The sequence below is a fragment of the Geobacillus sp. YF-1 genome (assembly GCF_052692335.1).
The window spans coordinates 2,628,715-2,651,864 of record NZ_CP199850.1 but is presented as its reverse complement, the minus strand read 5'-3'; the positions used below and the strand labels follow the sequence as shown (position 1 = coordinate 2,651,864).

Below are 23,150 nucleotides of genomic sequence, written 5' to 3'. Positions count from 1 at the left end.
CGGCCCCGTTGCATCGAAAACAAGGAAGAAAAGGACAGCAAAACGTTTTTATAAAAAATTATCATTTTTCTCTTGTCAACAAAAAGATGTTCGGTTATAATGAAGGACGTTGTGTTTATCAAGAACCGCTCCTTGACATGCCATCGCCAAGGTGGTATAGTGTATAAAGTGGAATGATTGCTTGTTTGTCCAAAGCAGAAGCGCCCGCTTCTCACCTGACCGACGCCAAGAGGTTGTTGGCAGGTTGCGATGGTTCGGCTCATCGCCGGTTGATGCGAATGCCGTGCGCGGGTGCTTTATGCATCCGCGCTTTTTTGCTGGGGGCGGAGCTCTGCCGGCAAACAAGCCAGTCGGAAAAAACCTTGGAGGTGGCTCATTATTAGCAAAGATTTTATCATCAACGAACAAATTCGTGCCCGGGAAGTGCGCTTGATCGACCAAAACGGCGAACAGCTCGGCATCAAGTCGAAGCAGGAAGCGCTCGAGATCGCGGCAAGACGCAACTTGGACCTTGTCCTTGTCGCGCCAAACGCCAAACCGCCCGTTTGCCGGATCATGGATTACGGCAAATTCCGCTTCGAGCAGCAAAAGAAAGAAAAAGAAGCGCGCAAAAAGCAAAAAGTCATCAATGTGAAAGAAGTGCGCCTCAGCCCGACGATCGAGGAGCACGATTTCAACACGAAGCTGCGCAACGCGCGCAAGTTTCTCGAAAAAGGCGATAAGGTGAAGGCGACGATCCGCTTCAAAGGGCGGGCCATCACCCATAAAGAAATCGGGCAGCGCGTCCTTGACCGCTTCTCCGAAGCGTGCGCCGACATTGCGGTCGTCGAAACGGCGCCGAAAATGGACGGGCGCAACATGTTTTTAGTGCTGGCACCGAAAAACGACAACAAGTAAGGAGGAACTAGGGATGCCTAAAATGAAAACTCACCGCGGCTCGGCGAAACGGTTCAAAAAAACGGCGAGCGGCAAATTAAAACGCGGTCATGCGTATACGAGCCACTTGTTTGCCAATAAAACGAAAAAACAAAAACGCCAGCTGCGCAAAGCGACGCTCGTCTCGCCTGGCGACTTTAAGCGCATCCGCCAAATGCTCGACAACTTGAAATAATGACCGACTATAGGAGGGAACGATTATGCCACGCGTAAAAGGTGGACCAGTGACGCGCAGACGTCGCAAAAAAGTATTAAAGCTTGCCAAAGGATATTTCGGCGCGAAACACGCGTTATATCGAGTCGCGAACCAGCAAGTGATGAAATCGCTCATGTATGCGTATCGCGACCGCCGTCAACGGAAGCGCGACTTCCGCAAATTGTGGATCGCCCGCATCAACGCGGCCGCCCGCCAAAACGGCCTGTCTTACAGCCGCCTCATGCACGGCTTGAAACTGGCCGGCGTTGAAGTCAACCGGAAAATGCTCGCCGACTTGGCAGTCAATGACCAAGCGGCGTTTGCCCAGCTCGCTGACTTGGCGAAGGCAAATTTGAATAAGTAACAACGATGGCCATCCTCGACTAGGATGGCCGTTTTTATTGAAAATGGAGTAAAGGAGGGACCATATGATACAATATGCCATAGCCGTCAATCTTCTCGCTTTTTTTGCCATGGGGCTTGACAAATATAAGGCGAGACGCCATCGGTTCCGCATCGCTGAGCAGACGCTTTGGCTGCTGGCGTGGGTGGGCGGCGCTTTCGGAGCCATGATGGGCATGTATACGTTTCGCCACAAAACGCGCCATCGCCGATTTCGATACGGCTTGCCGCTGTTGGCGGCGGCAGAATTGATAGTGTATTGGCAGTGGATCGAATAGAAAGGGGAGGAGAGAATGAACTGGACCTTGCTTTACGACATGCAGAGGACGTTGGATGAACGGATTGAAGCGGAGCACGGTCTCGTGCAGGAAAACTTGTTCAGCCGAAAGATGCTCGCCTTTCTCGTTGAACTCGGCGAGCTGGCGAACGAGACGCGCTGTTTTAAGTTTTGGAGCGTGAAGCCGCCGGCGCCGATGGAGCGGGTGCTCGAGGAGTATGTGGATGGTTTGCATTTTCTATTATCGCTCGGACTGGAATGCGGATTTTTCTATGAAAAGAGAGAGATCCCGGCGGCTGAGCGGCTGCCTGTCGAACAGTTTCTCACCGTGTTTCGCCACGCTGATCGGTTTGGGGAGACGAAAGCGCCTGAAGATTATGATGTGCTGTTCACGGAATATTGGCGTCTCGGCGTGACGCTCGGTTTTTCGTCCGAGGCGGTGGCCGCCGCGTATCGCCGGAAAAACGAAGTGAACCACCAACGGCAAAATGAACGATATTAATTGATTTTTTCGAAGGGCGAATGATTGAACATTGCCAACCGTTAGAAGTATAATAAAAAAGTGGACAAAACCGGAAAGGGGTGTCAAGATGGCGAAATTGGACGAAACGTTGACGATGTTGAAAGCGCTGACCGATGCCAAAGGCGTGCCCGGCAACGAACGGGAAGCGCGCGAGGTGATGAAAACGTACATAGCTCCTTATGCCGATGACGTGACCACCGATGGGCTCGGCAGCTTGATCGCCAAAAAAGAAGGGAAATCCGGCGGACCGAAAGTGATGATCGCCGGCCATTTGGACGAAGTCGGCTTCATGGTGACGCAAATCGATGACAAAGGGTTCATCCGCTTTCAGACGCTCGGCGGCTGGTGGAGCCAAGTGATGCTCGCCCAGCGTGTGACGATTGTGACGAAAAAAGGCGACATCACCGGCGTCATCGGTTCGAAGCCGCCGCACATTTTGCCGCCGGAAGCGCTCAAAAAACCGGTCGACATCAAAGACATGTTCATCGACATCGGCGCGACGAGCCGCGAGGAAGCCATGGAATGGGGCGTCCGCCCGGGCGATATGATCGTGCCGTATTTTGAATTCACGGTATTGAACAATGAAAAAATGCTGCTGGCCAAAGCGTGGGACAACCGGATCGGCTGTGCGGTCGCCATCGATGTGCTCAAGCAGCTGAAGGGCGTCGACCATCCGAACACGGTATACGGCGTTGGCACGGTGCAGGAAGAAGTCGGCTTGCGCGGCGCGCGCACGGCGGCCCAATTCATTCAGCCGGACATCGCCTTTGCGGTTGACGTCGGCGTGGCTGGCGACACGCCGGGGGTGTCGGAAAAAGAAGCGATGGGCAAACTCGGCGCCGGTCCGCACATCGTCTTGTACGATGCGACGATGGTGTCGCACCGCGGCTTGCGTGAGTTTGTCATCGAGGTGGCCGAAGAGCTCGACATTCCGTATCATTTTGACGCCATGCCGGGCGGCGGCACGGACGCGGGGGCGATCCACTTAACCGGCAGCGGTGTTCCGTCGCTGACGATCGCCATCCCGACGCGCTACATCCATTCACACGCCGCCATTTTGCACCGCGACGACTACGAAAACACGGTCAAGCTGCTTGTCGAAGTGATCAAACGGCTTGATGCCGACAAAGTGAAGCAACTGACGTTTGACTAATGGAAACACCGGCCCAAGCGGCCGGTGTTTTTTGATATTGCGGTGGGGCAGACGGCAGGGCGCTGATGGACGCAGCCGGCCCCAGAAGGCCGGTGAATAAATAGGGTATAGTTCCCTCATGTCGGAAAACATCATCAATCCCCCGCTTTTTTTAACATTTTTTGTCAAGCATTTGGCGATGATGTATAAAATTTTGTGTAAAGCATTTTGCTAGCCCAAAAGAAAAAGGTAGGGTATTCTCTGATTGGACCAAAAATCGTAGAGAAAGAAGAACCTTACCTATGTCTCTTTCCACGCAGAAGACTGAACGTTCAGTCCCCTGTGTGGAGGAAACTCGTTCCCTCCCTATTCATTCCAAATCCATTTCCGAGAACCCCTACTCCATTACATTACACAAATGGTTGACGGTATCCATTACCGCTGCCAAGATCAAGCTTTCATGCTCACCGCTTTGGATGTATAGCGATGCGAGACCGAAGCATCGCCGTAGAACCAAATGGCCACAAGCGGCGGAAACGTGATGGTCAGCAGCAAAGCAACGAGCAGAACGGTAAAGGAGAGCGGGCTCAACTTTTTGCCTAGTTCCCCTTTATGCTTTTTCTCAAATTGCTTGATGTCCTCATTTTTGGAAAGGGAAGCGGAATCCAGCAGCTTTTGGCTATCAGCGTCGTAATAGAAAATTTGTTTGGTATCAAAAACGAACAGGTTGTCTCGGATCTCGCTCCCTTGAGCGAGCACGACTTTCACGGTTTTTGTCGTTTTCGTGTCGTTTTCGGTTACTTCCGTTGATGTGGTCATGCTGTCGAGGATTTGGACAGAACCATTTTTGTAGTAAGTCAGCGTGTCTTGAAACTGCTTGTTTACCGCTTCCGTCAGAGCGGATGAACCGGCACCGGATACGCGAAGCGGAACGAAAAGCAAAAGCATGAAAAGAACAATGGTTGTCCACCTTTTCAAAATAATCTCCCCTTTCTGTATTCTCTTATCTATTTTATCATAACTTCTTGTCGTCATTCCAGTTATTTATTTAGTTGGTAAATAGGGGGAGGAAACGATTTCTGTCATCATTCATGAGGAACTTGATGTCTGAGACGTTCCGTCATGAAAAAAGCAGGCGGTTATTGTTTCACCGCCTGCTCGAGTGTCGTGAGCATCATGTCTTTTTGCTGCTCGGTGGCGTGCGTCCAAATGGCTTCAAACAGGACGCCGAGGCCGGGCAAATATTTTTCCTCACCGCGTTGGATCGCGTCTTCAATCGTGTTTTCAAGTTGGTCTTTGGAATTGTTGGCGACATTGTGCATAATGGCTTTCCGCAAGTTCAAATCCATCTGTCTCACCTCGTTATTCGTATGGTACATCGTTATCGTTTGCCACTGGCGGCGGATTTATGCATCGGCGGTCGAAGTCGTTGCGCTTGCCAGACTATGGTATAATGAAGGCAACGATCTTGGAAACGAGGGAAGAGAGGATGGCGGCTCAAACGAGATACGGATTCGAGCGAGCGGTGTTTCGCCAGCTGATTCATCTGTTTCAGCGCTACGCCGATGCCGTTGAAGAAGTGATTTTGTTTGGTTCAAGGGCGAGAGGCGATGATAAGAAAACATCGGATATTGATATAGCCATCAAATTTAGAAAATCAAACGAGTTGTTGCACCGCTTGCAATCAGATTTGGATGAATTGCCCATCATTTATCGAATCGATCTGATTGATTATGATGAGATCGGCAACGAGCGGTTAAAAACAGCGATTGACAAGGAAGGGAAGACGATTTTCCAAACGAATGAGCGGGGAAAGGTGATGGTTACAATGAGCCGGCTGATGGATCGATGTTACGATTTCGAACGGGCGCTCGCCAAACTCCGGCAAAGCGCCGCAAGAGACGCGCAAACAGATGACCTTGTTGTCGATGCGACCATTCAACGGTTTGAATTCACATACGAACTGGCGTGGAAATGGATGAAACTTTATTTGGAGTACCAAGGATACTCCGAAGTGACGAGCCCAAGAAAAACGATTCGCGAGGCGTTTCGGGAAGGGTTGATTGAAGACGGAGAGACATGGCTTCGCATGCTGGAAGACCGCAACCGGACGTCCCATACGTATGATGAAGAAACGGCGATGGATATTTATGAACGCATTCGCACCGACTATATCCCGCTGTTTGACCGCTTGCTTGCCGAAATGAAACAACGGCTTGACTCGGAGACATGAGCGGCTGGCGTGCGGAACGGAACGCGTCTGGCTTTGTGAAGGAACTTGGCTTTGGGCGTGAAAGATGACAATTGTACACCGTTTGCTATAATCAAAAGAAGAAACTTGACGCATGAGGTGACGACCGAAATGGAAAAAGCGACATTCGCCGGCGGCTGCTTTTGGTGCATGGTGACGCCGTTTGAAGAACTCGACGGCATTTACGGCATCGTCTCCGGCTATACGGGCGGGCATGTCGAAAATCCGACGTATGAGCAAGTGAAAACCGGGACGACCGGCCATTACGAGGCGGTGCAAATCACGTTTGACCCGGACGTGTTCCCATATGAGCGGCTTTTGGAGCTGTATTGGTGCCAAATCGATCCGACCGATGACGGCGGCCAGTTTCACGACCGCGGTCCGCAATACCGGACGGCGATTTTTTACCATAACGAAAGACAGCGCCAGCTCGCTGAGCAGTCGAAGCGGGCGTTGGAAGAAAGCGGGCGCTTCTCGAAGCCGATCGTGACGAAAATTTTGCCGGCCACGACGTTTTATCCGGCGGAAGAGTACCATCAAAACTACCATAAGAAAAATCCGGACCATTACAAGCAAGACCGGGCCGCTTCCGGTCGCGACGAATTTATCGCCAAACATTGGGGGGCGAAGCGGTGAAGTGGATCGAATCGCCAAAAAACGCGCGCGTGAAGCAATGGAAAAAGTTGCTGACGAAAAAAGGGCGCGACGAAACCGGGTGGTTTTTGCTCGAAGGATTCCATCTCATCGAAGAGGCGCTAAAAAGCCAAGCGCCGCTTGTCGAGCTGATTGTGGACGAGCGTGCCGCCATTCCGCCGGGATGGAACGTCAGCGATGTGCCGGTGGTGATCGTAACGGAAGCGGTGATGAAGGCGATCAGCAGCACGGAAACACCGCAAGGGATCATGGCTGTCTGCCGGCAAGCCGCGGCCGAGCTTGGCGATGTGAACACGGCGCTGCTCATTGACGCCGTGCAAGACCCCGGCAATCTCGGCACGATGATTCGCACGGCTGATGCGGCCGGCATTGATGCGGTCATTTTAGGGGAAGGATGCGCCGATTTGTACAACCCGAAAGTCGTCCGTGCGACGCAAGGATCGCTGTTTCACCTTCCGGTTGTCAAAGGCGATCTGGCGCAGTGGATCGCGCGTTTCCAAAAGCAAGGCATTTCGGTATACGGCACCGCCTTGGAGAACGCCGCCGATTACCGCACCGTTCGTCCGTCGTCTTCGTTCGCCTTGCTTGTCGGCAACGAAGGAAGCGGCGTCCGGCGCGAGCTGCTCGAGATGACGACAGAAAACGTCTGCATCCCGCTTTACGGCCAGGCGGAGTCGCTCAACGTCGCGGTGGCGGCCGGAATTTTGCTTTATTCTTTGCGGGCGGTGCGGTAAAATAAAATTTGAAAATCAATCGGAAAAGGGAGCGGAGGCGTATGGATGACGAACTTCGGGCGCTGTTGAACGCGGTGCTTGAGCGCCTTGACGTTCAAGGGGCCTACATCGAACAAATGCGCATCGATATCGTCAAGCTGCAAGGAAGCGTGAAGCAACTTGAAGACAAAGTCGATCGCCTGCAACGTGATGTGGACGCCATGAAAAAAGACATGGACGCCATGAAAAAAGACATGGACGCCATGAAAAAAGACATGGATGCCATGAAAAAAGACATGGACGCCATGAAAAAAGACATGGATGCCATGAAAAAAGACATGGTAGGGGTTAAAAAAGATGTTGCCGCGCTCAAGGAAGGGCAAGTGCGGCAGGAAAAAATTATGGAGCGCCTTGCGATCCGCTCGATTGAACAGGAAGCGGAAATCGATGAGCTGCGCAAAGAAATCTCGGCCTGACCTTGCCTTTGCCTGCCCATTTGCGTATAATGAATAGCGACATTTCCCATACCGATAACAACGATGACGGAGAAAAGTAGCTTGCTGCTCGCCATCCAGGGAGAAAACGCCATAGACTGGGAGCGTTTTTATGGCCGACGCAAGTGAAGTTCACCTCCCGAGTTGACACCGGGACCATCCCAACGCGGGATGTAAAGGTGGTCCGGCTTTTGGCCGTTATGGCAAGGAAGCGAACAGCGCGTCTTCATTGGTGCTGTTAACAAGGGTGGTACCGCGAGCAACAACTCGTCCCTTACTGGGGCGGGTTTTTTTATTTGAAACGAGGAGGGATAGGCGTGAAAGAACGGTTGCATGAACTCGAGCGAGAAGCGCTTGCCAAAATTGACCAAGCTGGCGATTTAAAAGCGCTCAATGAGGTGCGCGTCGCCTACTTAGGCAAAAAAGGGCCGATTACCGAAGTGCTGCGCGGCATGGGGGCGCTGCCGCCGGAGGAACGCCCGAAACTCGGCGCGCTGGCCAACGAAGTGAGAGAGGCGATTCAACAGGCGCTTGAGGCGAAACAAACGAAACTGGAAGAAGAAGAAATCGAACGAAAACTGGCGGCCGAAGCGATCGATGTGACGCTGCCGGGCCGGCCGGTGCGGCTTGGCAATGCGCATCCGCTGACGCGTGTGATCGAGGAAATCGAAGACTTGTTTATCGGCATGGGCTACACGATCGCTGAAGGGCCGGAAGTCGAGACCGACTACTACAACTTTGAAGCCCTCAATTTGCCAAAAGGCCACCCGGCCCGTGACATGCAAGATTCGTTTTACATCACCGAAGAGATTTTGCTTCGCACCCATACATCGCCGATGCAAGCGCGGACGATGGAGAAGCACCGCGGGCGCGGCCCGGTGAAAATCATTTGCCCGGGCAAAGTGTACCGCCGCGACACCGACGATGCGACCCATTCGCACCAGTTTACACAAATTGAAGGTTTGGTGGTGGACCGCCACATCCGGATGAGCGACTTGAAAGGGACGCTGCGCGAATTCGCCCGCAAGCTGTTCGGGGAAGGGCGCGACATCCGCTTCCGGCCGAGCTTTTTCCCGTTTACGGAGCCGTCGGTCGAGGTCGACGTGTCCTGCTTCCGCTGCGAAGGGCACGGCTGCAGCGTCTGCAAAGGCACGGGCTGGATCGAAATTTTAGGCGCCGGCATGGTGCATCCGAACGTGCTTGAGATGGCTGGCTTTGATTCGAAAACGTACACCGGCTTTGCGTTCGGCATGGGGCCGGAGCGGATCGCGATGCTGAAGTATGGCATTGATGACATCCGTCATTTTTATCAAAACGATCTACGTTTCTTGCGGCAATTTTTGCGTGTATAGCAGAAAAAGGAGGGGTTCTAAATGCTCGTGTCTTACCGTTGGCTAAGCGAGTATGTCGATTTGACCGGCATCACTGCCAAAGAGCTCGCGGAGCGCATCACCAAAAGCGGCATTGAAGTCGAGCGGGTCGAAGCGCTTGACCGGGGAATGAAAGGAATCGTCATCGGTCACGTGCTCGAATGCGAGCCGCATCCGAACGCCGACAAACTGCGAAAGTGTCTTGTCGATCTTGGCGAAGGAGAGCCGGTGCAAATCATTTGCGGCGCCCCGAACGTCGCCAAAGGGCAAAACGTCGCTGTCGCCAAAGTCGGGGCGGTGCTGCCGGGCCATTTTAAAATCAAACGGGCGAAGCTGCGCGGCGAAGAGTCAAACGGCATGATTTGTTCGCTCCAAGAGCTCGGTATCGAAACGAAAGTCGTGCCGAAAGCATACGCCGACGGCATTTTCGTCTTCCCGAGCGACGCGCCGGTCGGCGCCGATGCGCTGGAATGGCTCGGCTTGCACGATGAAGTGCTCGAACTCTCGTTAACGCCCAACCGCGCTGACTGCTTAAGCATGATCGGCGTCGCCTATGAAGTGGCCGCCATTCTCGGCCGCGCGGTGAAGCTGCCGGAAGCGGTGGTCAAAGAAAACGATGAAATGATCCATGACTACATTTCTGTCCGCGTCGAGGCGCCGGAAGACAATCCGCTGTACGCCGGGCGGATCGTGAAAAACGTCCGGATCGGCCCGTCGCCGCTTTGGATGCAGGCGCGCTTGATGGCCGCCGGCATTCGCCCGCACAACAACGTCGTCGACATTACGAACTATATTTTGCTTGAGTACGGCCAGCCGCTGCACGCGTTTGACTACGACCGCCTCGGTTCGAAGGAGATCGTCGTCCGCCGTGCGAACGAAGGCGAAACGATCGTGACGCTTGACGATGTCGAACGGAAGCTGACCGACAATCATCTCGTCATCACGAACGGCCGCGAGCCGGTCGCCTTAGCCGGCGTAATGGGCGGGGCCAATTCGGAAGTGCGTGACGACACGAAAACAGTGTTCATCGAAGCGGCGTATTTTGCGAGCCCGGTCATCCGCCAGGCGGTGAAAGACCACGGGCTGCGTAGCGAGGCGAGCACCCGCTTTGAAAAAGGGATCGATCCGGCGCGGACGAAAGAAGCGCTTGAACGCGCCGCGGCGTTGATGACCGAATACGCCGGCGGTGAGGTCGTCGGCGGCATCGTCGAAGCCAGCACATGGAAAGAAGAGCCGGTGGTCGTGACGGTCACGCTTGAACGGATCAACGGCGTCCTCGGCACGGCGATGTCGAAAGAGGAAGTGGCCGCGATTTTGGCGAACTTGCAATTTCCGTTCACCGAAGACACCGGAACGTTCACCGTTCATGTCCCATCGCGCCGCCGTGACATTGCCATCGAAGAAGATATCATCGAGGAAGTCGCCCGCTTGTACGGCTACGACCATTTGCCGGCGACGTTGCCGGTGGCCGAGGCAAAACCGGGCGGGCTCACGCCGTACCAGGCGAAGCGCCGCCGCGTCCGCCGCTATTTGGAAGGAGCCGGCTTGTTCCAAGCGATCACGTATTCATTGACGAGCCCGGACAAAGCGGCGCGTTTTGCTTTGGAGACCGCCGAACCAATCCGCTTGGCGCTGCCGATGAGCGAGGAGCGGAGCGTTTTGCGGCAAAGCTTGATTCCGCATCTGCTTGAAGCGGCGAGCTACAACCGCGCCCGCCAAGTCGAGAACGTCGCCTTGTACGAAATCGGCTCCGTCTATTTGTCGCGCGGGGAAAACGTTCAGCCAGCGGAAAACGAGCGGCTCGCCGGCGTCATCACCGGCTTATGGCATGCTCACCTTTGGCAAGGGGAGAAAAAAGCGGCCGATTTCTATGTTACAAAAGGCGTGCTTGACGGCTTGTTCGACCTGCTTGGGCTGTCTGATCGCATCAGCTACCGCCCGGCGAAGCGCGCCGATTTGCATCCGGGGCGGACGGCCGAGATCGCGCTTGACGGAACGGTGATCGGCTTTGTCGGCCAGCTCCATCCGGCGGTGCAAAAAGAGTACGATTTGAAAGAGACGTACGTCTTTGAACTCGCCTTGTCCGAGCTGTTGAACGCGGAAAGCGAAGCGATCCGCTACGAACCGATTCCGCGCTTCCCGTCGGTTGTGCGCGACATCGCTTTAGTTGTCGATGACAACATCGAAGCCGGCGCCCTCAAACAAGCGATCGAAGAAGCCGGGAAGCCGCTGCTGAAAGACGTCGCCCTCTTTGACGTCTACCAAGGTGACCGTCTGCCGGCCGGGAAAAAATCGCTCGCCTTCTCGCTCCGCTACTATGATCCGGAGCGGACGCTCACCGATGAAGAAGTCACGGCCGTTCATGAGCGAGTGCTTGCCGCGGTCGAAGAGCAGTTTGGCGCTGTGTTGCGCGGGTGATAGGAAAAACTGGCCCAAAAAGCGAATTTGCTTTTCGGGCCAGTTTTGTTTTGACGTGTATGCCAGCAAACGTCAGGAAAAGAGAGGGGAGGCTCATCACCTAGCGAATCCAACGCCGCTGTTCATGTTGCCGTTCTTCATCGCATCTGGACATTGGGAAGACGAGCTTTGGATAGTCAAAAAACAGCGTATCGGTCAAAAAAGGGCTAAATCGACGACACGGGGCGGCCGTTCGGTCAGCTGCGCTCGGCGATGATGCGCCCGGTTTGCGACACATCGTATCCGCCAAGCGCCTCGAGTTCGGTGCGGAACGAATCGGAGCGAAGCACGTTCAAGACAGCGGCGATGAGCGGCTCGTTCTCGGCGGTCCGCAGCATGACAACATCATATTGCTCATTCACGAGCGGAATAAACTCAACGCCGCCCATCCGTGCCACTTTTTCCGTGCCGATGCCAACATCCGCCAAGCCCGCCGCCACTGCGGAAGCCACGCTTACGTGGCTCGTTTCTTCCCGTTCATACCCGTGGACAGCGGAAGGAGATAGCCCATGCCGGCGCAGCTGTTCATCTAGAAGCACACGCGCCCCCGCTCCTTTTTCTCGGTTGACGATCGTGACATCGTTCCTTCCCAAGTCGCTCCACGTTTGAATGCCGCGCGGATTTCCTCTTTGCACGTAAAATCCAATGAGCCGGCGCATTACGTTCACCATGATGTACGCATGCCCAGTCAGCAGTTTTTCGACATACGGGCGGTTGTACTCGCCTGTTTCCCCGTCAAATAAATGCACGCTGACGATGTCCCCTTGCCCTTTGTACAGCGCGATTAACCCGTTGAGGCTGCTCGTATAGGTGCGAAGCGATCGATAACGGCCGCTTTTGTCGAGATGAGCCCCAAGCAAATCGAGCGCTACATCTTGGCCGCTGATAATGACAGGGCGAAGAGCGGTTTCGGTCGGACGCAAGACGGCAGGGGGAGTGGCGGCTACCTCCCCTTTTTGCCCGGCGATGTACCGCTCGAGATCGTCCGCGGTGACCCGCATTTGCCGCCCGACACGAAAGGCAGGCAATTTCCCTTTTTTTACTAAGTCGTACACCGTTAGTTTGGACACCTTTAGTAAGGAAGCGATTTCTTCAATCGTGTAGGACCGCGGTTCCGTCATTCGACAATCCCCCTTTCTTTTATTGTAGCGTAAAGAGAGGGAAGTGAAAAAAGTTTTCTTTTATAACTAGTTATCATTAATAATAATTAGATATAATTAGATATAATAGTTTTGGAAGGTTGATGAAAGATGAGGGGGATGAAACCAACAGCCGTTCTAGTAAGGAAAATAAAGTGGATTTTGCAAGGTTTCTCAATTTTGGCGAAAGGCCAGGTTTACGCTGATTTTTTGCTGAAATCACTGATCTTTCTAGAAGGCTGGTAAAAAACGGTTGTTTCTGTTGAGCAATGGGGGATCGTTTGAAAGGCGCTCCTGATGCGACGAGGCTTTTCTATTGGAAGAATGGACCTGACAAGCGGCTTGCTCCCTTAAATCACCAGCCTCCTAGAAGACTGGTGAAAAACGGTTGTTCCATTTGGACGATGGGGGGAGCTTGCGAAAGATGCTCCCGATGCGACAGAGCTTTTCTATTTGAGAAACAAGGCTGATAGGCGGTCTGTTTCCTTCCATCACCAACCTTCTAGGCGAAGATAAGGGGGATGCAAATGCGAAACATGGCATGGCTCATCGCGGTGTTTTTGTTGTTCGGTTTGTATGGCTGCGGCGGCGATCGAAAAGAACGCGCCGAGCGAATGGAATCAGCGGACCAAACAGAGCTGATTGTTTCGGCCGCGGCCAGTCTGCAAGAAGCGCTGGGAGAAGCGAAAACGGCGTTTGAACGAAAGCACCCGAACATCCGCATTCACTATAATTTTGGCGCATCGGGCGCTTTGCAAAAACAAATTTCTGAAGGGGCGCCGGTCGATCTCTTTTTTTCCGCCGCGGTCGAGCCGTTTGTGAAGCTGAAACAAGAAGGGCTGATCGATTCCGAGCACGAAAAAACGGTGCTCGCCAACGAGCTGGTGCTCATCGTTCCAAAACAAGGAGAAGAAGCGATTCGGTCGCTCGGTGACCTGATCCGCGCCAAACGGGTGGCGATTGGCATTCCGGAGTCGGTGCCGGCCGGCATGTACGCGAAACAAACGCTAGAGCAGGCTGGGCTGTGGAAGCAAGTCAAACCGAAGCTCGTCTACGCGAAAGACGTGCGCCAAGTGCTGACCTACGTGGAAACCGGCAACGTCGACGCCGGCTTTGTGTATCGGACGGATGCGCTCGTGTCCGACAACGTCAACATCGCCGCCGCGGTGCCAAGCCGTATGCACGGTCCGATCGTCTACCCGCTCGGTGTGGTCAAAACGAGCAAACATCTCAAGGAGGCACGGGAGTTTTACTCTTATTTGACGAGTGAACAGGCGCTCCACACTTTCGAACAACACGGGTTCCGCCGCGCCCGGTAGAAAGCGCGGGAAAGCCTACTGTTTCCCTCCATCGATCGGGAAGGTGGGAAAAGCAGCACCGACGCTACAAGGGTCTATGTGAGAAATGATGCGGGGAAGCAACATGCCGGCTTTCCTCCTCATCTTTCTAGAAGGTTGGTGAAAAACTGCTGTTTGCCTTAATCGGCGATGGAACGCGTGAGCATAGAGGCTGATGCAGCAAATTTTTTCTACTTGAGAAACGATCCGAAGAAGCGGTTGCGCGAGTAAATCACCAGCCTTCTAGAAGGCTGGTGAAAAACGGTTGTTTCTTTTGAGCAATGGCGGATCGTTTGAAAGGTGATCCTGATGCGACGAGGCTTTTCGATTTGAGAAACGGGCTTGATCAGCGGCTTGTCCGCTTAAATCACCGGTCTCCTAGGTCGGTCTTCACAGCGAACCAAGACATATGGTACAATGAAGAAAAACTGAACTTCATAGGCGATGGAGTTCGCCATAACCGCCGGTTTCCGGCTGATGACTCCTGCTGCGAATGGAAGCGGCAGGAGTCTGTTCATTTTTCGGAAGGAGGGGGTCTGATTGGTCTATCTCGCCGTCGGTATCGCCGGCATGATCGGCGCGCTTGTCCGTTATGGGCTCGGTTTGCTTGTTCCCGCCGCCCATGGCTTTCCGTTTGCGACGCTTTTCATCAACTGGACAGGCTCGTTTTTGCTCAGCTGGCTCACGGTCACATTCACCCGCCGCCCGGCGTGGCCGCCATGGCTACAAACGGCGGTGACGAGCGGTTTTGTTGGCTCGTATACGACGTTTTCTACCCTTAGCGTCGAGTGTATCGAATTGCTGGAACAAGGGCGATGGGGCATGGCCGCTGGTTATATCGCCGCCAGTTTGTTCGGCGGTCTAACCGCGGCATGGGCGGGCTCCGCTGCCGCCCAGCCAAAGCGAAAGGGGGAAATGGCCCGATGATGGCACCGCTATGGGTGATGATCGGTGGTTTTTTTGGCGCCATCTGCCGTTACGCCGTCAGCCGCTGGGGCGCCCGGCGCTCGCCGCGCTTCCCGCTCGGCACGCTCATTGTGAACTTGCTTGGCTCGTTTTTGCTCGGTTGGCTGGCTGGAAGCGGCGCCGCCGATGCTGAAAAGCTACTGATCGGCACCGGTTTTATGGGCGCGTTCACGACGTTTTCCACGTTCAAATGGGAAAGCGTGCAAATGATGCAGCAACGCCAATGGGCGAAGGTGATCGGTTATGTGGCGGTCACTTACTCGTGCGGGATCCTGCTGGCATGGGTTGGCTGGCAGCTAGGGCGATAAGGCAGAAACATCAGCTTAAAGCTTTTTTCCATTGCTTACCGTTTGATTGGCAGCAAGGACAATGAGACAGGAACGTCAGCTTGGAAGCCTTTTTCCGCCGCGCTTGCCGTTTGGCTGGCACTAGGGCAAATGGGCAGCGCCTGTCGATCGATGAGCCACCAGAGGAAAAGCGGCGCGGTCTTGTTCTTCGGTTCGGGCCGGCGCGGAAGATAGGGGCAAACGCAACGGCGCATGGGCGAAGAAGCGCGGTTGGGTGGATCCAAAAATCTTCCCCGCTCTGTCCACAAGCAAGGAACGAGCGGGGAAACGAGCGAAAGGGAGACGGCGTTATCTTCTAGTTTTCGCAAACAATACTTGTTCGAGAATGTCATGAATACGCGTATTTTCATAAACGCCGACAAACCGTTCCGCTCCCGGCCCCATGGCAGTCAGCGGCACATCGGCGGCGGTGTGGCCGGTGGTCGTCCAGTCCAAGGCGAACGTTTGTGAAGAATGAGCGATGGAAAAGGGACCGTCTTCGCCAGAAATCGTTTTGCCGTCTCCTGACTCATCGGTGCCGCCTGGCGTTTCCACCGTCAAGCCGCCGCATTCATGGTCGGCGAGCACGAGGACGAGCGTATCCCGATGGCGCTTGGCGTACTGTTTCGCCACGGCGACCGCTTCGTCAAGCTGCTGGCCGGCTTTGATCATGAGCGGTCCGTTGTTTTCATGGCTCATTTCATCAATGGCTTCTTCTTCAACAACGAGGAAAAAGCCTTTTTTATTTTGCGACAGCACGTCAAGCGCTTTTTTTGTCATATCGGGCAGCGGCACGGCAGGATTGTACACATCCCCTTCTCCTTCGGGGCGTTGTTGGAACATCTCCTCGTTGGCAAACAGCCCAAGCAGCTTGTGGCCCGCTGCCTGTTTCAGCTCATCGGCGGTGCGGACGTACGTATAGCCGAGCTGCTTGGCGCGCTCCACTAAGTTTCCTTGCGTCCCTTTGCTTTCTTCTTCGGGATCTTCAGCGGGATGGTCGGGATAATAACCGGGCTGTCCGGCCGGATACCAGTAGTCTTCGCCGCCGCCCAATATGACGTCCACTTTCGTTTGTTCGATGTACTGTTTGGCAATATCGCTTTGCGCCGAGCGCTTGGCGGTATGGGCGCCGAACGCCGCTGGGGTGGCGTCTGTCACTTGGGAGGTCGTGACGAGCCCGGTCGCTTTTCCGGCTTTTTTCGCTTGTTCGAGAATCGTTTCCACCGGTTTTCCTTGCAAATCAACCGCGATGGCGCCGTTGTACGTTTTGACGCCCGTCGCTATCGCTGTCGCTGCCGCGGCGGAATCGGTGATGAACGATTTCGGATCGGCAGAGTTCGTATGGATGAGCCCGCTGTACGGCATGTTGTCCATTTCCAATTCTCCTGTGATCCCTTTCGTGGCCAAGCGGATTGCGTCGCGATGGGCGGTGCCCATGCCGTCGCCGACAAAAAGGATGACATTTTTCACTGTCGGTGACCCGGCTGGCTTGTCCAGCTGATCCGGTGCCGCCCATGTTTGTTGTCCGGCGGCATACAGCGTCAGCCCGGCGCTCAGTCCGGCCATAAGCAAAGCCGTGCGGCGTTTCATTCGGAACATCGTTCTCCTCTCCCTTTTCAGATGATTTTGTCAGTTTGATTGTACAAGCGGCATATGAAATGGGGATGAATTCCATGTAACGGTTTTGTAAAGAATGGTTCCCAACGTTCCCCTTCTCTTTGAGGCTGTGGAGTGAATCGTCGATATGGCTTTACCATCTCATTTCTCAAGTAGAAAAACCTTGTTGCATCGGTGCTGTTTTTCATTCATTTTCCCATTAGTGAAGGGAATCAGCGGTTTTTATCGCCCTCTTTCATTGACTTTTTTTCTTTAGCCTGATACATTAATTAATAGTTCAATTGTTGAACCAAATGGACGATCCGAGATGGATACAACGACTGGGGGTGAAGAAGTGGCAAGGCGAAACATCGACGAGTGGATCGACCGTTATTTGTCCGTCTCGTTTCTCGTGATGAAGCGCGGAGCGGCGCTCGTCAAAGACAGCCTTTGCGAAGAGATGACGCACGACCAATATTATTTGCTTCGCTATATTCGCCGGCGGGGGACGTGCACGTCAACCGAGCTGGCGGCGATGTTCGGCGTGAACAAAAGCGCGGTGACGGCGATGACGAACCGCCTCGTCGACAAAGGCTGGCTGCGCCGCGAGCGTGACGGGAACGATCGCCGCGTCATCGTCTTATCGCTGACAGAACAAGGGGAAGCATGGATTGCGGAAATGGACCGGAACGTCTATCGGCTCGTGGAAGAAGTGATCGCCCGCTTCCCAGAAGAAGAAATTGAAACGTTCATCCGCACGTATGAAAAACTGGCCCGCGTGCTGCAGGAGGTGGAAGAAGCGAAATGAGAGCGATCATCAAAGGAAAATGGTTCGTGTTCATCGGCTGGATCATCATCGCGGCGGTGCTCATGATGACCGCGCCGAACATGGGCGAGCTTGTTCGGGAGAAAGGGCAGCTGAGCGTGCCGGACGGCTATTCGTCGTCATTGGCGGCGAAATGGATCAAAGAGGCGAACGAACAGGAAAACAAAGAACATGAGCGCTCCGCCGTGCTCGTCTTTTATCAGAAAGACGGATTGACGGCGCAAGACAAACGGGAAATCGAACAGGCGGTTCAAGCGCTGGAAAAGAAAAAAAGCGAGCTGCATATTACCGAAATCGTTTCGCCGCTGGCCAATAAGGAGCTGGAAAAAAAGCTCGTGTCCAAAGACGGGACGACGATGCTCATTTCGATCAGCATCGACCCGGCCGGACGGACGGCGAAACAGTTGACGGACGCGCTCTATCAGGCTGTGGACGGCGTCAAGGTCGAGCACTATTTCACCGGTGGGTGGATGATCGATGAAGATGTGGTGACCAGCTCGCTTGAAGGCGTGAAGAAGACGGAAGGAATTACCGTTGTCTTTATTTTGATCGTGCTGTTGGCCGTATTCCGTTCGCCGGTCGCGTCGTTGATTCCATTGTTGACGGTCGGAGCGACGTATGTCGTTTCTCAGTCGATCGTCGCGTTTTTGGTCGATAAGGTCAACTTTCCGCTGTCGACGTTTACGCAAACATTTTTGGTGGCCGTGTTGTTCGGAATCGGAACGGATTACTGCATTTTGCTTTTAAGCCGATTTAAGGAAGAACTGGCGAAACACGGTGACCGCACGGAAGCGGTCATCGCCACGTACCGGACGGCGGGAAAAACAGTGGCGGCGAGCGGATTGGCGGTCATGATCGGTTTTGCCGCGATCGGACTGTCGACATTTCAGTTGTACCAATCGGCAGCCGCCGTCGCCGTCGGGGTGGCGGTGCTGCTTATGGCGCTTATGACGCTCGTGCCGTTTTTCATGGCGGTGCTTGGCGAGAAGCTGTTTTGGCCGGTTCGCGGAAAGCTTGAGCACGGACAAAGCCGGCTTTGGCTGGCGGCTGGACGGTTTGCGTTCGCCCGTCCGCTGCTCGCGCTCGCTATCGTCGCAGCGGTAACGGTGCCGGTGCTCGTGACGTACGATGGCAAACTGTCGTTTGATTCAATGGAAGAGATCGGCGACCATTATCGCTCGGTCAAAGCGTTTGACATTATTGCCGACCACTTTCATCCCGGAGACGCCATGCCGACACAAATTGTGTTGAAAAGCAAAGAGCCGCTTGATTCCGAAAAAGGGATGGCGCTCATCGAAAAAATCAGCCGCGAAGTCGAAACCGTCGACGGCGTGGCGAGCGTCCGCTCGGTGACGCGGCCCACAGGCGAACCGATCAAAGAGCTATTTGTCACCGAGCAGGCGAAACAGCTGAAAAACGGCCTTGGCGCCGGCAAAGACGGCATCGAGAAAATCGGCGCCGGGCTCGAGACGGCAAGCAATCGGCTCTCCGCTTCCGCGCCGCAGCTGAAGCAAGCGTCATCCGGCATCGGCCAGCTCGTCTCGGGAACGGAGCGGCTTGAGAACGGCCTGCGCCAGCTGCAAAGCGGCTTGAGTCAAATTGAACAAGGCGTGCGCCGCGGAGCGATCGGGGCCGGCGAGCTGAAAAACGGCTTGGCGACCTTGCGCGACAATGCGAAAAAACTGCAAGACGGCGCCACGCAGCTGCTTAGCGGCTACAAACAAGCCGAACAAGGCTTGGCGGCGATCAGCAGCCAATACAAGCAAGTCGAAACAGGCTTAAAGGCGGTCGCTGATCAGCTTGCCGCCGTGCAAACGCTGCTTGCGCAAGTCGAGCAGTCGCACCCGGAGCTCGGCGAAGACGCACAATATCAACAAGCGAAAATGACCGTCGCTGCTTTATCTGATCAAGCGAAACAAATGGCGGCTGGCCTCGCGCAGTTGAACGGGGCGCTTGACCAAACGCGCACCGGCCTAGCGAAAGCGAATGAGTCGTTTGCCCAACTGACGGCCGGGCAAGCCGCGATTAACGGCGGTTTGGATCGAATCATCGCCGGGCTTGGCGAGCTTGAAGCCGGCTTGACGAAAGCGGCCGACGGCCAACAACAAGCCGTTGATCAACTGCCGCAATTTGCAGCTGGCCTCGAGCAAGTCAACGGCGGCCAGCGGCAGCTGCTTGAGCACTTCTCGGCCCTTGGCGGCCAGCTCGGCCAGCTTGTCAACGGCCTAGACCAAAGCGCGTCCGGTTTGCAGAAGGTGGCCAGCGGTCTGGGAACAGCGGAAACGTATTTGGCCGATTTGTCATCGGCGCCGGCGAAGGACATGGCCGGCTGGCATGTGCCGAAAGCGGCCCTTGAAAGCAAAGAATTTGCGCAGGCGAAAGACGCGTATATGTCAAAAGACCGGCGCATCGTCACGTTTGATGTCATTTTCAAAGAAAATCCGTACTCCATATCGGCGCTCGGCCGCATCGATGACATTCGCGCCGCCGCCGAACGGGCAGTGAAAGAAGCAAAACTGGAGGGGGTGAGCATCGCCGTCGGCGGCGTCACAAGCACGTATGCCGATTTGCGGGCGATTTCGAACGCCGACTATCGGCACACAGCGGTGCTCATGCTGGCGGGGATCGCCATCGTGCTGGCTGCCCTGCTCCGGTCGTTGATCATGCCGCTCTACTTAATTTTGTCGCTTGTGTTGACGTATTACACGTCGATGGCCGTCACCGAGCTCATCTTCGTCAACGGCCTTGGCTACGCCGGTTTGAACTGGGCGGTGTCGTTTTTCGCCTTCGTCCTGCTTATGGCGCTCGGCATCGACTACAGCATCTTCCTGATGGACCGGTTCAACGAATACCGCGACCGGCCGGTGAGAGAAGCGATGCTGTCAGCGATGGGCCATATGGGGACGGTCATCATCTCGGCCGCCGTCATTTTGGGCGGGACGTTTGCCGCGATGTATCCGTCCGGCGTTCTGTCGCTCTTGCAAATCGCGACGATTGTATTGACAGGGCTTTTGCTTTACGCTCTTGTCGTCCTCCCGCTGTTTGTCCCGGTCATGGTCCGCACGTTCGGCCGCGCCAACTGGTGGCCGTTTGGACAGCCGATGAGCGAGGCGGATGGGCTTGAACAGCAGAAAATTAGTTAAAATGACCGGCTGCTGCCGCTCCCAAATGATTCAGGGAGCGGCTTTCTTTTTTCGCGGACGGAACAGCAGCGGTTTTTCCTCGCCGTGAGCGAACGAGCGAAACGACACGGTTTTTCGATTGGACACAGGATGCGGTGAAGCGGCATGTTCCTTACAATCGCTGCGCTCTTAGGCATGGTTTGCGCCATCATGACGACATTTCCGTTTCATAAGCATATTTTTTTCGTTTTCGCTCAATGTAAAGTATGATGAGAGCAGAGAACATTCCAGACTGGAAAGGAGGAAGGCGGGCATGACGAAACGAGTGCTCATGGTGGTGACGAACCATACGACGATCACCGACGACCACAAAACCGGGCTTTGGCTTGAAGAGTTTGCCGTGCCGTATTTGGTGTTTAAAGAAAAAGGGTATGACGTGAAAGTGGCGAGCATCAAAGGCGGCGACGTGCCGTTGGATCCGCGCAGCATCAATGAGAAAGACCCGTCTTGGGCCGAGGCGGAAGCGGCGCTGAAAAACACGGCGCGTTTAAGCAAAGATGACGCGAACGGATTTGACGCCATTTTTCTCCCCGGGGGACACGGGACGATGTTTGATTTTCCGGACAACGAAACGCTGCAATACGTGTTGCAGCGATTCGCCGAAGACGGCCGGATCATCGCCGCTGTCTGCCATGGGCCGTCAGGGTTGGTGAACGCGACATACAAAGACGGGACGCCGATCGTGAAAGGGAAAACGGTCACGTCGTTTACCGATGAGGAAGAACGCGAGGTCGAACTTGATGTGCATATGCCGTTTTTGCTTGAGTCGACCTTGCGCCTGCGCGGGGCGAATTTCGTCCGCGGCGAGAAATGGACCGATTTCTCGGTGCGCGACGGCAACTTGATCACCGGGCAAAACCCGCAATCGAGCCGGAGCACGGCGGAAAAAGTCGTCGCGGCGCTCGAAGAACGGGCATGAGGAAGCTCGTATCTCGACGCGATGATCAGCACTCGCCCTCGGGCGGCGACGGTCAAAATCGTTCCACGCTAAATGCTTCAGAAACGTCACCGACAGCCGTCTACAGGCAATGGTCGGTGACGCTTTTTGTTAGTTAAAATTGCGGTCCAACAGCCGCCCTGTCTGTTCGGCGATGACCCGCGCCGGAAGCGGCATGCCATGCTTGAACCACCATTCGACAATTCCAACGCCGGCGGAAGCAAAAAATTGCAAGACAAGATCTTCGCTAAGCCCCTTGTTCTTTCCGTTCGATGTGTCGACGTCCGGTTTCAATTCCTTGATCATCAACTGTAAAAAACGATGACGAAAGTAAGGAGAGGCCTGTGAACAAACCGGCCTCTCTTTCATTTACGCATTCGCTCTGTCTCCGTATTCAGCCCGCAAACGTTTCGCATCTTCTTTCGGCGGTCGTCCGAATAGGCGGGAATATTCGCGGCTGAACTGTGACGGGCTTTCATAGCCGACTTGAAAAGCGACATCAGCGGCATCGATCAACTCTGTTAACAAGAGCCGCCGGGCTTCCTGAAGCCGCAGCTGTTTTTGAAACTGAATCGGGCTCATCCCTGTCACCTCTTTAAAATGACGATGGAGCGATGCTGCGCTCATATGAGATAAATCAGCCAGCTCTTCGATGCGGATCGGTTGATGATAGTGTTCTTTAATATATTCGATGACATGATAAATTTGGCGGGCATGGCTGGTTTGGACGGCCATTTGTTGGAGGACATCGCCATACGGCCCGTGCAAAACGCGATACAAAATTTCTTTTTTGTAAATCGGTGCTAAGACGTCGATATGTTCTGGGGTGTCGAGCAGGCGAACGAGCCTCATGACCGCATCGAGCAGCGGAGGCTCAACCGCACTGACGAACATTGCCCGTTTTGGCTTTTTTTGCAGGGAAACGTCGTTGTCGGTGTGCTGCAGCAGTTCGACGATTTGATGGAGCGCAAATTCCATCCGCAAGGCCAAATACGGCGTCTGTTCGCTTGCTTCGACCACTTGGGAAATAACTGGCAAGTCGACAGAGGCGACAAGATAGTGGGTCGGATTGTACGTAAACCGTTCCCCCGCCAGCCAGACATCTTTTCTGCCTTGCACGATTAGACAAAACGCCGGGCGTTGGACGCCATGTTTCGGTGTTGTGGGATGCGATTCGCGAAAAAGAAGAAGCGATGGAATCTCTGTTTCGTAAACGCCGTCTTTTCCTGTATGGCGCTCGATGAGCACCGCCAATTCATGTTGTTGTTCAATGATTGATTTCAATTGTTTTTCCCCCTTCCACTACAATTTATTTTACGCAAACTTCTTCCACAACCGAAAGAGGTCTGAGAGAATTAGGCAATGATTTGCGAGGATTGTGATACCGGTTGCTGGGCAAAAGGGGACATAATGATATTGTCCGGTGCTCGCTAAGG

General features: G+C 54.4%; 24 protein-coding genes, 1 riboswitch and 2 other annotated features. Of the genes, 18 read left to right on the top strand and 6 right to left on the bottom strand.

Annotation, left to right across the window (positions count from 1 at the left end; all coding sequences use genetic code 11):
* Positions 1-186: 186 nt before the first annotated feature.
* Positions 187-322: a sequence feature (ribosomal protein L20 leader region), on the top strand.
* A 53-nt stretch (positions 323-375) separates the two neighbouring features.
* The 6 genes from infC to ACTVIM_RS13175 all read left to right on the top strand — a co-directional run bounded on the left by infC (position 376) and on the right by ACTVIM_RS13175 (position 3,487).
* A complete protein-coding gene (infC, locus tag ACTVIM_RS13200; RefSeq protein ID WP_074044349.1) occupies positions 376-897 on the top strand; it encodes a translation initiation factor IF-3 in 522 nt (173 codons plus the stop codon).
* Between the two features lie 13 nt (positions 898-910).
* Positions 911-1,111 carry a 50S ribosomal protein L35 gene (rpmI, locus tag ACTVIM_RS13195; protein WP_025949458.1) on the top strand — a complete coding sequence of 67 codons (201 nt, stop codon included), beginning with the start codon at positions 911-913 and terminating at the stop codon, positions 1,109-1,111.
* Positions 1,112-1,136: 25 nt separating this feature from the next.
* A complete protein-coding gene (gene rplT, locus ACTVIM_RS13190) occupies positions 1,137-1,496 on the top strand; it encodes a 50S ribosomal protein L20 (RefSeq protein WP_011887944.1) in 360 nt (119 codons plus the stop codon).
* A 64-nt stretch (positions 1,497-1,560) separates the two neighbouring features.
* Positions 1,561-1,812, top strand: a complete 252-nt coding sequence (locus ACTVIM_RS13185; RefSeq protein ID WP_445612850.1) for a DUF1294 domain-containing protein — start codon at positions 1,561-1,563, stop codon at positions 1,810-1,812.
* Positions 1,813-1,827: 15 nt separating this feature from the next.
* Positions 1,828-2,313 carry a dUTP diphosphatase gene (locus ACTVIM_RS13180; RefSeq protein WP_033019449.1) on the top strand — a complete coding sequence of 162 codons (486 nt, stop codon included), beginning with the start codon at positions 1,828-1,830 and terminating at the stop codon, positions 2,311-2,313.
* An 88-nt stretch (positions 2,314-2,401) separates the two neighbouring features.
* The gene (locus tag ACTVIM_RS13175; RefSeq protein ID WP_445612849.1) at positions 2,402-3,487 is read left to right on the top strand and encodes a M42 family metallopeptidase; all 1,086 of its coding nucleotides are present in this window, start codon (positions 2,402-2,404) and stop codon (positions 3,485-3,487) included.
* Positions 3,488-3,916: 429 nt separating this feature from the next.
* On the opposite strand, the gene ACTVIM_RS13170 is transcribed toward ACTVIM_RS13175, so the two are convergent.
* Positions 3,917-4,444, bottom strand: coding sequence for a hypothetical protein (locus ACTVIM_RS13170; RefSeq protein WP_445612848.1), 528 nt, complete (start codon positions 4,442-4,444; stop codon positions 3,917-3,919).
* Positions 4,445-4,605: 161 nt separating this feature from the next.
* Entirely contained in the window at positions 4,606-4,815 is a 210-nt protein-coding gene (gene sspI, locus ACTVIM_RS13165; RefSeq protein WP_033019442.1) for a small acid-soluble spore protein SspI, read from the bottom strand.
* A gap of 140 nt (positions 4,816-4,955) precedes the next feature.
* Between sspI and ACTVIM_RS13160 the strand changes: the two genes are divergently transcribed.
* From ACTVIM_RS13160 to pheT, 6 genes are all read left to right on the top strand, one after another.
* Positions 4,956-5,699 (top strand): HI0074 family nucleotidyltransferase substrate-binding subunit, encoded by a 744-nt coding sequence (locus tag ACTVIM_RS13160; protein WP_033019440.1) that lies wholly within the window; start codon positions 4,956-4,958, stop codon positions 5,697-5,699.
* Positions 5,700-5,828: 129 nt separating this feature from the next.
* Positions 5,829-6,353, top strand: coding sequence for a peptide-methionine (S)-S-oxide reductase MsrA (gene msrA, locus ACTVIM_RS13155; RefSeq protein ID WP_033019525.1), 525 nt, complete (start codon positions 5,829-5,831; stop codon positions 6,351-6,353).
* Complete coding sequence (locus tag ACTVIM_RS13150; RefSeq protein WP_445612847.1) at positions 6,350-7,105, top strand: TrmH family RNA methyltransferase; 756 nt, start codon at positions 6,350-6,352, stop codon at positions 7,103-7,105. The genes msrA and ACTVIM_RS13150 overlap by 4 nt, the downstream gene beginning before the upstream one ends.
* Positions 7,106-7,146: 41 nt before the next feature.
* On the top strand, positions 7,147-7,560 hold the full coding sequence (locus ACTVIM_RS13145) for a hypothetical protein (protein ID WP_445612846.1): 414 nt from the start codon (positions 7,147-7,149) through the stop codon (positions 7,558-7,560).
* 54 nt (positions 7,561-7,614) lie between these two features.
* Positions 7,615-7,856 (top strand) — a binding site (T-box leader).
* A 39-nt stretch (positions 7,857-7,895) separates the two neighbouring features.
* On the top strand, positions 7,896-8,930 hold the full coding sequence (gene pheS, locus ACTVIM_RS13140) for a phenylalanine--tRNA ligase subunit alpha (protein ID WP_033019434.1): 1,035 nt from the start codon (positions 7,896-7,898) through the stop codon (positions 8,928-8,930).
* A 21-nt stretch (positions 8,931-8,951) separates the two neighbouring features.
* Positions 8,952-11,366, top strand: a complete 2,415-nt coding sequence (pheT, locus tag ACTVIM_RS13135; RefSeq protein WP_445612845.1) for a phenylalanine--tRNA ligase subunit beta — start codon at positions 8,952-8,954, stop codon at positions 11,364-11,366.
* A 236-nt stretch (positions 11,367-11,602) separates the two neighbouring features.
* Here pheT and ACTVIM_RS13130 read toward each other — a convergent pair whose 3' ends face one another.
* On the bottom strand, positions 11,603-12,526 hold the full coding sequence (locus ACTVIM_RS13130) for a helix-turn-helix transcriptional regulator (protein WP_339232767.1): 924 nt from the start codon (positions 12,524-12,526) through the stop codon (positions 11,603-11,605).
* 545 nt (positions 12,527-13,071) lie between these two features.
* Between ACTVIM_RS13130 and modA the strand changes: the two genes are divergently transcribed.
* From modA to crcB, 3 genes are all read left to right on the top strand, one after another.
* Positions 13,072-13,863: a molybdate ABC transporter substrate-binding protein gene (gene modA, locus ACTVIM_RS13125; RefSeq protein WP_445612844.1), complete on the top strand. Its 792-nt coding sequence runs from the start codon at positions 13,072-13,074 to the stop codon at positions 13,861-13,863.
* A gap of 449 nt (positions 13,864-14,312) precedes the next feature.
* A riboswitch (Fluoride riboswitch) is annotated at positions 14,313-14,375 on the top strand.
* Between the two features lie 46 nt (positions 14,376-14,421).
* A complete protein-coding gene (locus tag ACTVIM_RS13120) occupies positions 14,422-14,808 on the top strand; it encodes a fluoride efflux transporter FluC (protein ID WP_033019420.1) in 387 nt (128 codons plus the stop codon).
* The gene (gene crcB, locus ACTVIM_RS13115) at positions 14,805-15,155 is read left to right on the top strand and encodes a fluoride efflux transporter CrcB (RefSeq protein ID WP_033019418.1); all 351 of its coding nucleotides are present in this window, start codon (positions 14,805-14,807) and stop codon (positions 15,153-15,155) included. The genes ACTVIM_RS13120 and crcB overlap by 4 nt, the downstream gene beginning before the upstream one ends.
* A 327-nt stretch (positions 15,156-15,482) precedes the next feature.
* On the opposite strand, the gene ACTVIM_RS13110 is transcribed toward crcB, so the two are convergent.
* The gene (locus tag ACTVIM_RS13110) at positions 15,483-16,772 is read right to left on the bottom strand and encodes an alkaline phosphatase (RefSeq protein ID WP_033019416.1); all 1,290 of its coding nucleotides are present in this window, start codon (positions 16,770-16,772) and stop codon (positions 15,483-15,485) included.
* Between the two features lie 352 nt (positions 16,773-17,124).
* Between ACTVIM_RS13110 and ACTVIM_RS13105 the strand changes: the two genes are divergently transcribed.
* The 3 genes from ACTVIM_RS13105 to ACTVIM_RS13095 all read left to right on the top strand — a co-directional run bounded on the left by ACTVIM_RS13105 (position 17,125) and on the right by ACTVIM_RS13095 (position 21,696).
* A complete protein-coding gene (locus ACTVIM_RS13105; protein ID WP_445612843.1) occupies positions 17,125-17,577 on the top strand; it encodes a MarR family winged helix-turn-helix transcriptional regulator in 453 nt (150 codons plus the stop codon).
* Positions 17,574-20,738, top strand: coding sequence for an MMPL family transporter (locus ACTVIM_RS13100; protein ID WP_445612842.1), 3,165 nt, complete (start codon positions 17,574-17,576; stop codon positions 20,736-20,738). Before ACTVIM_RS13105 ends, ACTVIM_RS13100 begins: the two co-directional genes overlap by 4 nt.
* A gap of 292 nt (positions 20,739-21,030) precedes the next feature.
* Complete coding sequence (locus tag ACTVIM_RS13095) at positions 21,031-21,696, top strand: type 1 glutamine amidotransferase domain-containing protein (protein WP_445612841.1); 666 nt, start codon at positions 21,031-21,033, stop codon at positions 21,694-21,696.
* A 129-nt stretch (positions 21,697-21,825) separates the two neighbouring features.
* Here ACTVIM_RS13095 and ACTVIM_RS13090 read toward each other — a convergent pair whose 3' ends face one another.
* Positions 21,826-22,020, bottom strand: a complete 195-nt coding sequence (locus ACTVIM_RS13090) for a TetR-like C-terminal domain-containing protein (protein WP_445612840.1) — start codon at positions 22,018-22,020, stop codon at positions 21,826-21,828.
* 63 nt (positions 22,021-22,083) lie between these two features.
* Positions 22,084-22,998, bottom strand: a complete 915-nt coding sequence (locus tag ACTVIM_RS13085) for an AraC family transcriptional regulator N-terminal domain-containing protein (protein WP_445612839.1) — start codon at positions 22,996-22,998, stop codon at positions 22,084-22,086.
* Positions 22,999-23,150: the final 152 nt, after the last annotated feature.

Excerpts from the sequence above, each read along its gene's own strand:
- sspI (WP_033019442.1), bottom strand. The coding sequence starts at position 4,815 with ATGGATTTGAACTTGCGGAAAGCCATTATGCACAATGTCGCCAACAAT.
- modA (WP_445612844.1), top strand. The coding sequence starts at position 13,072 with ATGCGAAACATGGCATGGCTCATCGCGGTGTTTTTGTTGTTCGGTTTG.
- pheT (WP_445612845.1), top strand. The coding sequence starts at position 8,952 with ATGCTCGTGTCTTACCGTTGGCTAAGCGAGTATGTCGATTTGACCGGC.
- rplT (WP_011887944.1), top strand. The coding sequence starts at position 1,137 with ATGCCACGCGTAAAAGGTGGACCAGTGACGCGCAGACGTCGCAAAAAA.
- msrA (WP_033019525.1), top strand. The coding sequence starts at position 5,829 with ATGGAAAAAGCGACATTCGCCGGCGGCTGCTTTTGGTGCATGGTGACG.
- ACTVIM_RS13145 (WP_445612846.1), top strand. The coding sequence starts at position 7,147 with ATGGATGACGAACTTCGGGCGCTGTTGAACGCGGTGCTTGAGCGCCTT.
- ACTVIM_RS13185 (WP_445612850.1), top strand. The coding sequence starts at position 1,561 with ATGATACAATATGCCATAGCCGTCAATCTTCTCGCTTTTTTTGCCATG.
- ACTVIM_RS13095 (WP_445612841.1), top strand. The coding sequence starts at position 21,031 with ATGACGAAACGAGTGCTCATGGTGGTGACGAACCATACGACGATCACC.
- ACTVIM_RS13110 (WP_033019416.1), bottom strand. The coding sequence starts at position 16,772 with ATGTTCCGAATGAAACGCCGCACGGCTTTGCTTATGGCCGGACTGAGC.
- ACTVIM_RS13160 (WP_033019440.1), top strand. The coding sequence starts at position 4,956 with ATGGCGGCTCAAACGAGATACGGATTCGAGCGAGCGGTGTTTCGCCAG.
- ACTVIM_RS13100 (WP_445612842.1), top strand. The coding sequence starts at position 17,574 with ATGAGAGCGATCATCAAAGGAAAATGGTTCGTGTTCATCGGCTGGATC.
- ACTVIM_RS13175 (WP_445612849.1), top strand. The coding sequence starts at position 2,402 with ATGGCGAAATTGGACGAAACGTTGACGATGTTGAAAGCGCTGACCGAT.
- rpmI (WP_025949458.1), top strand. The coding sequence starts at position 911 with ATGCCTAAAATGAAAACTCACCGCGGCTCGGCGAAACGGTTCAAAAAA.
- crcB (WP_033019418.1), top strand. The coding sequence starts at position 14,805 with ATGATGGCACCGCTATGGGTGATGATCGGTGGTTTTTTTGGCGCCATC.
- ACTVIM_RS13090 (WP_445612840.1), bottom strand. The coding sequence starts at position 22,020 with ATGATCAAGGAATTGAAACCGGACGTCGACACATCGAACGGAAAGAAC.
- ACTVIM_RS13180 (WP_033019449.1), top strand. The coding sequence starts at position 1,828 with ATGAACTGGACCTTGCTTTACGACATGCAGAGGACGTTGGATGAACGG.
- ACTVIM_RS13130 (WP_339232767.1), bottom strand. The coding sequence starts at position 12,526 with ATGACGGAACCGCGGTCCTACACGATTGAAGAAATCGCTTCCTTACTA.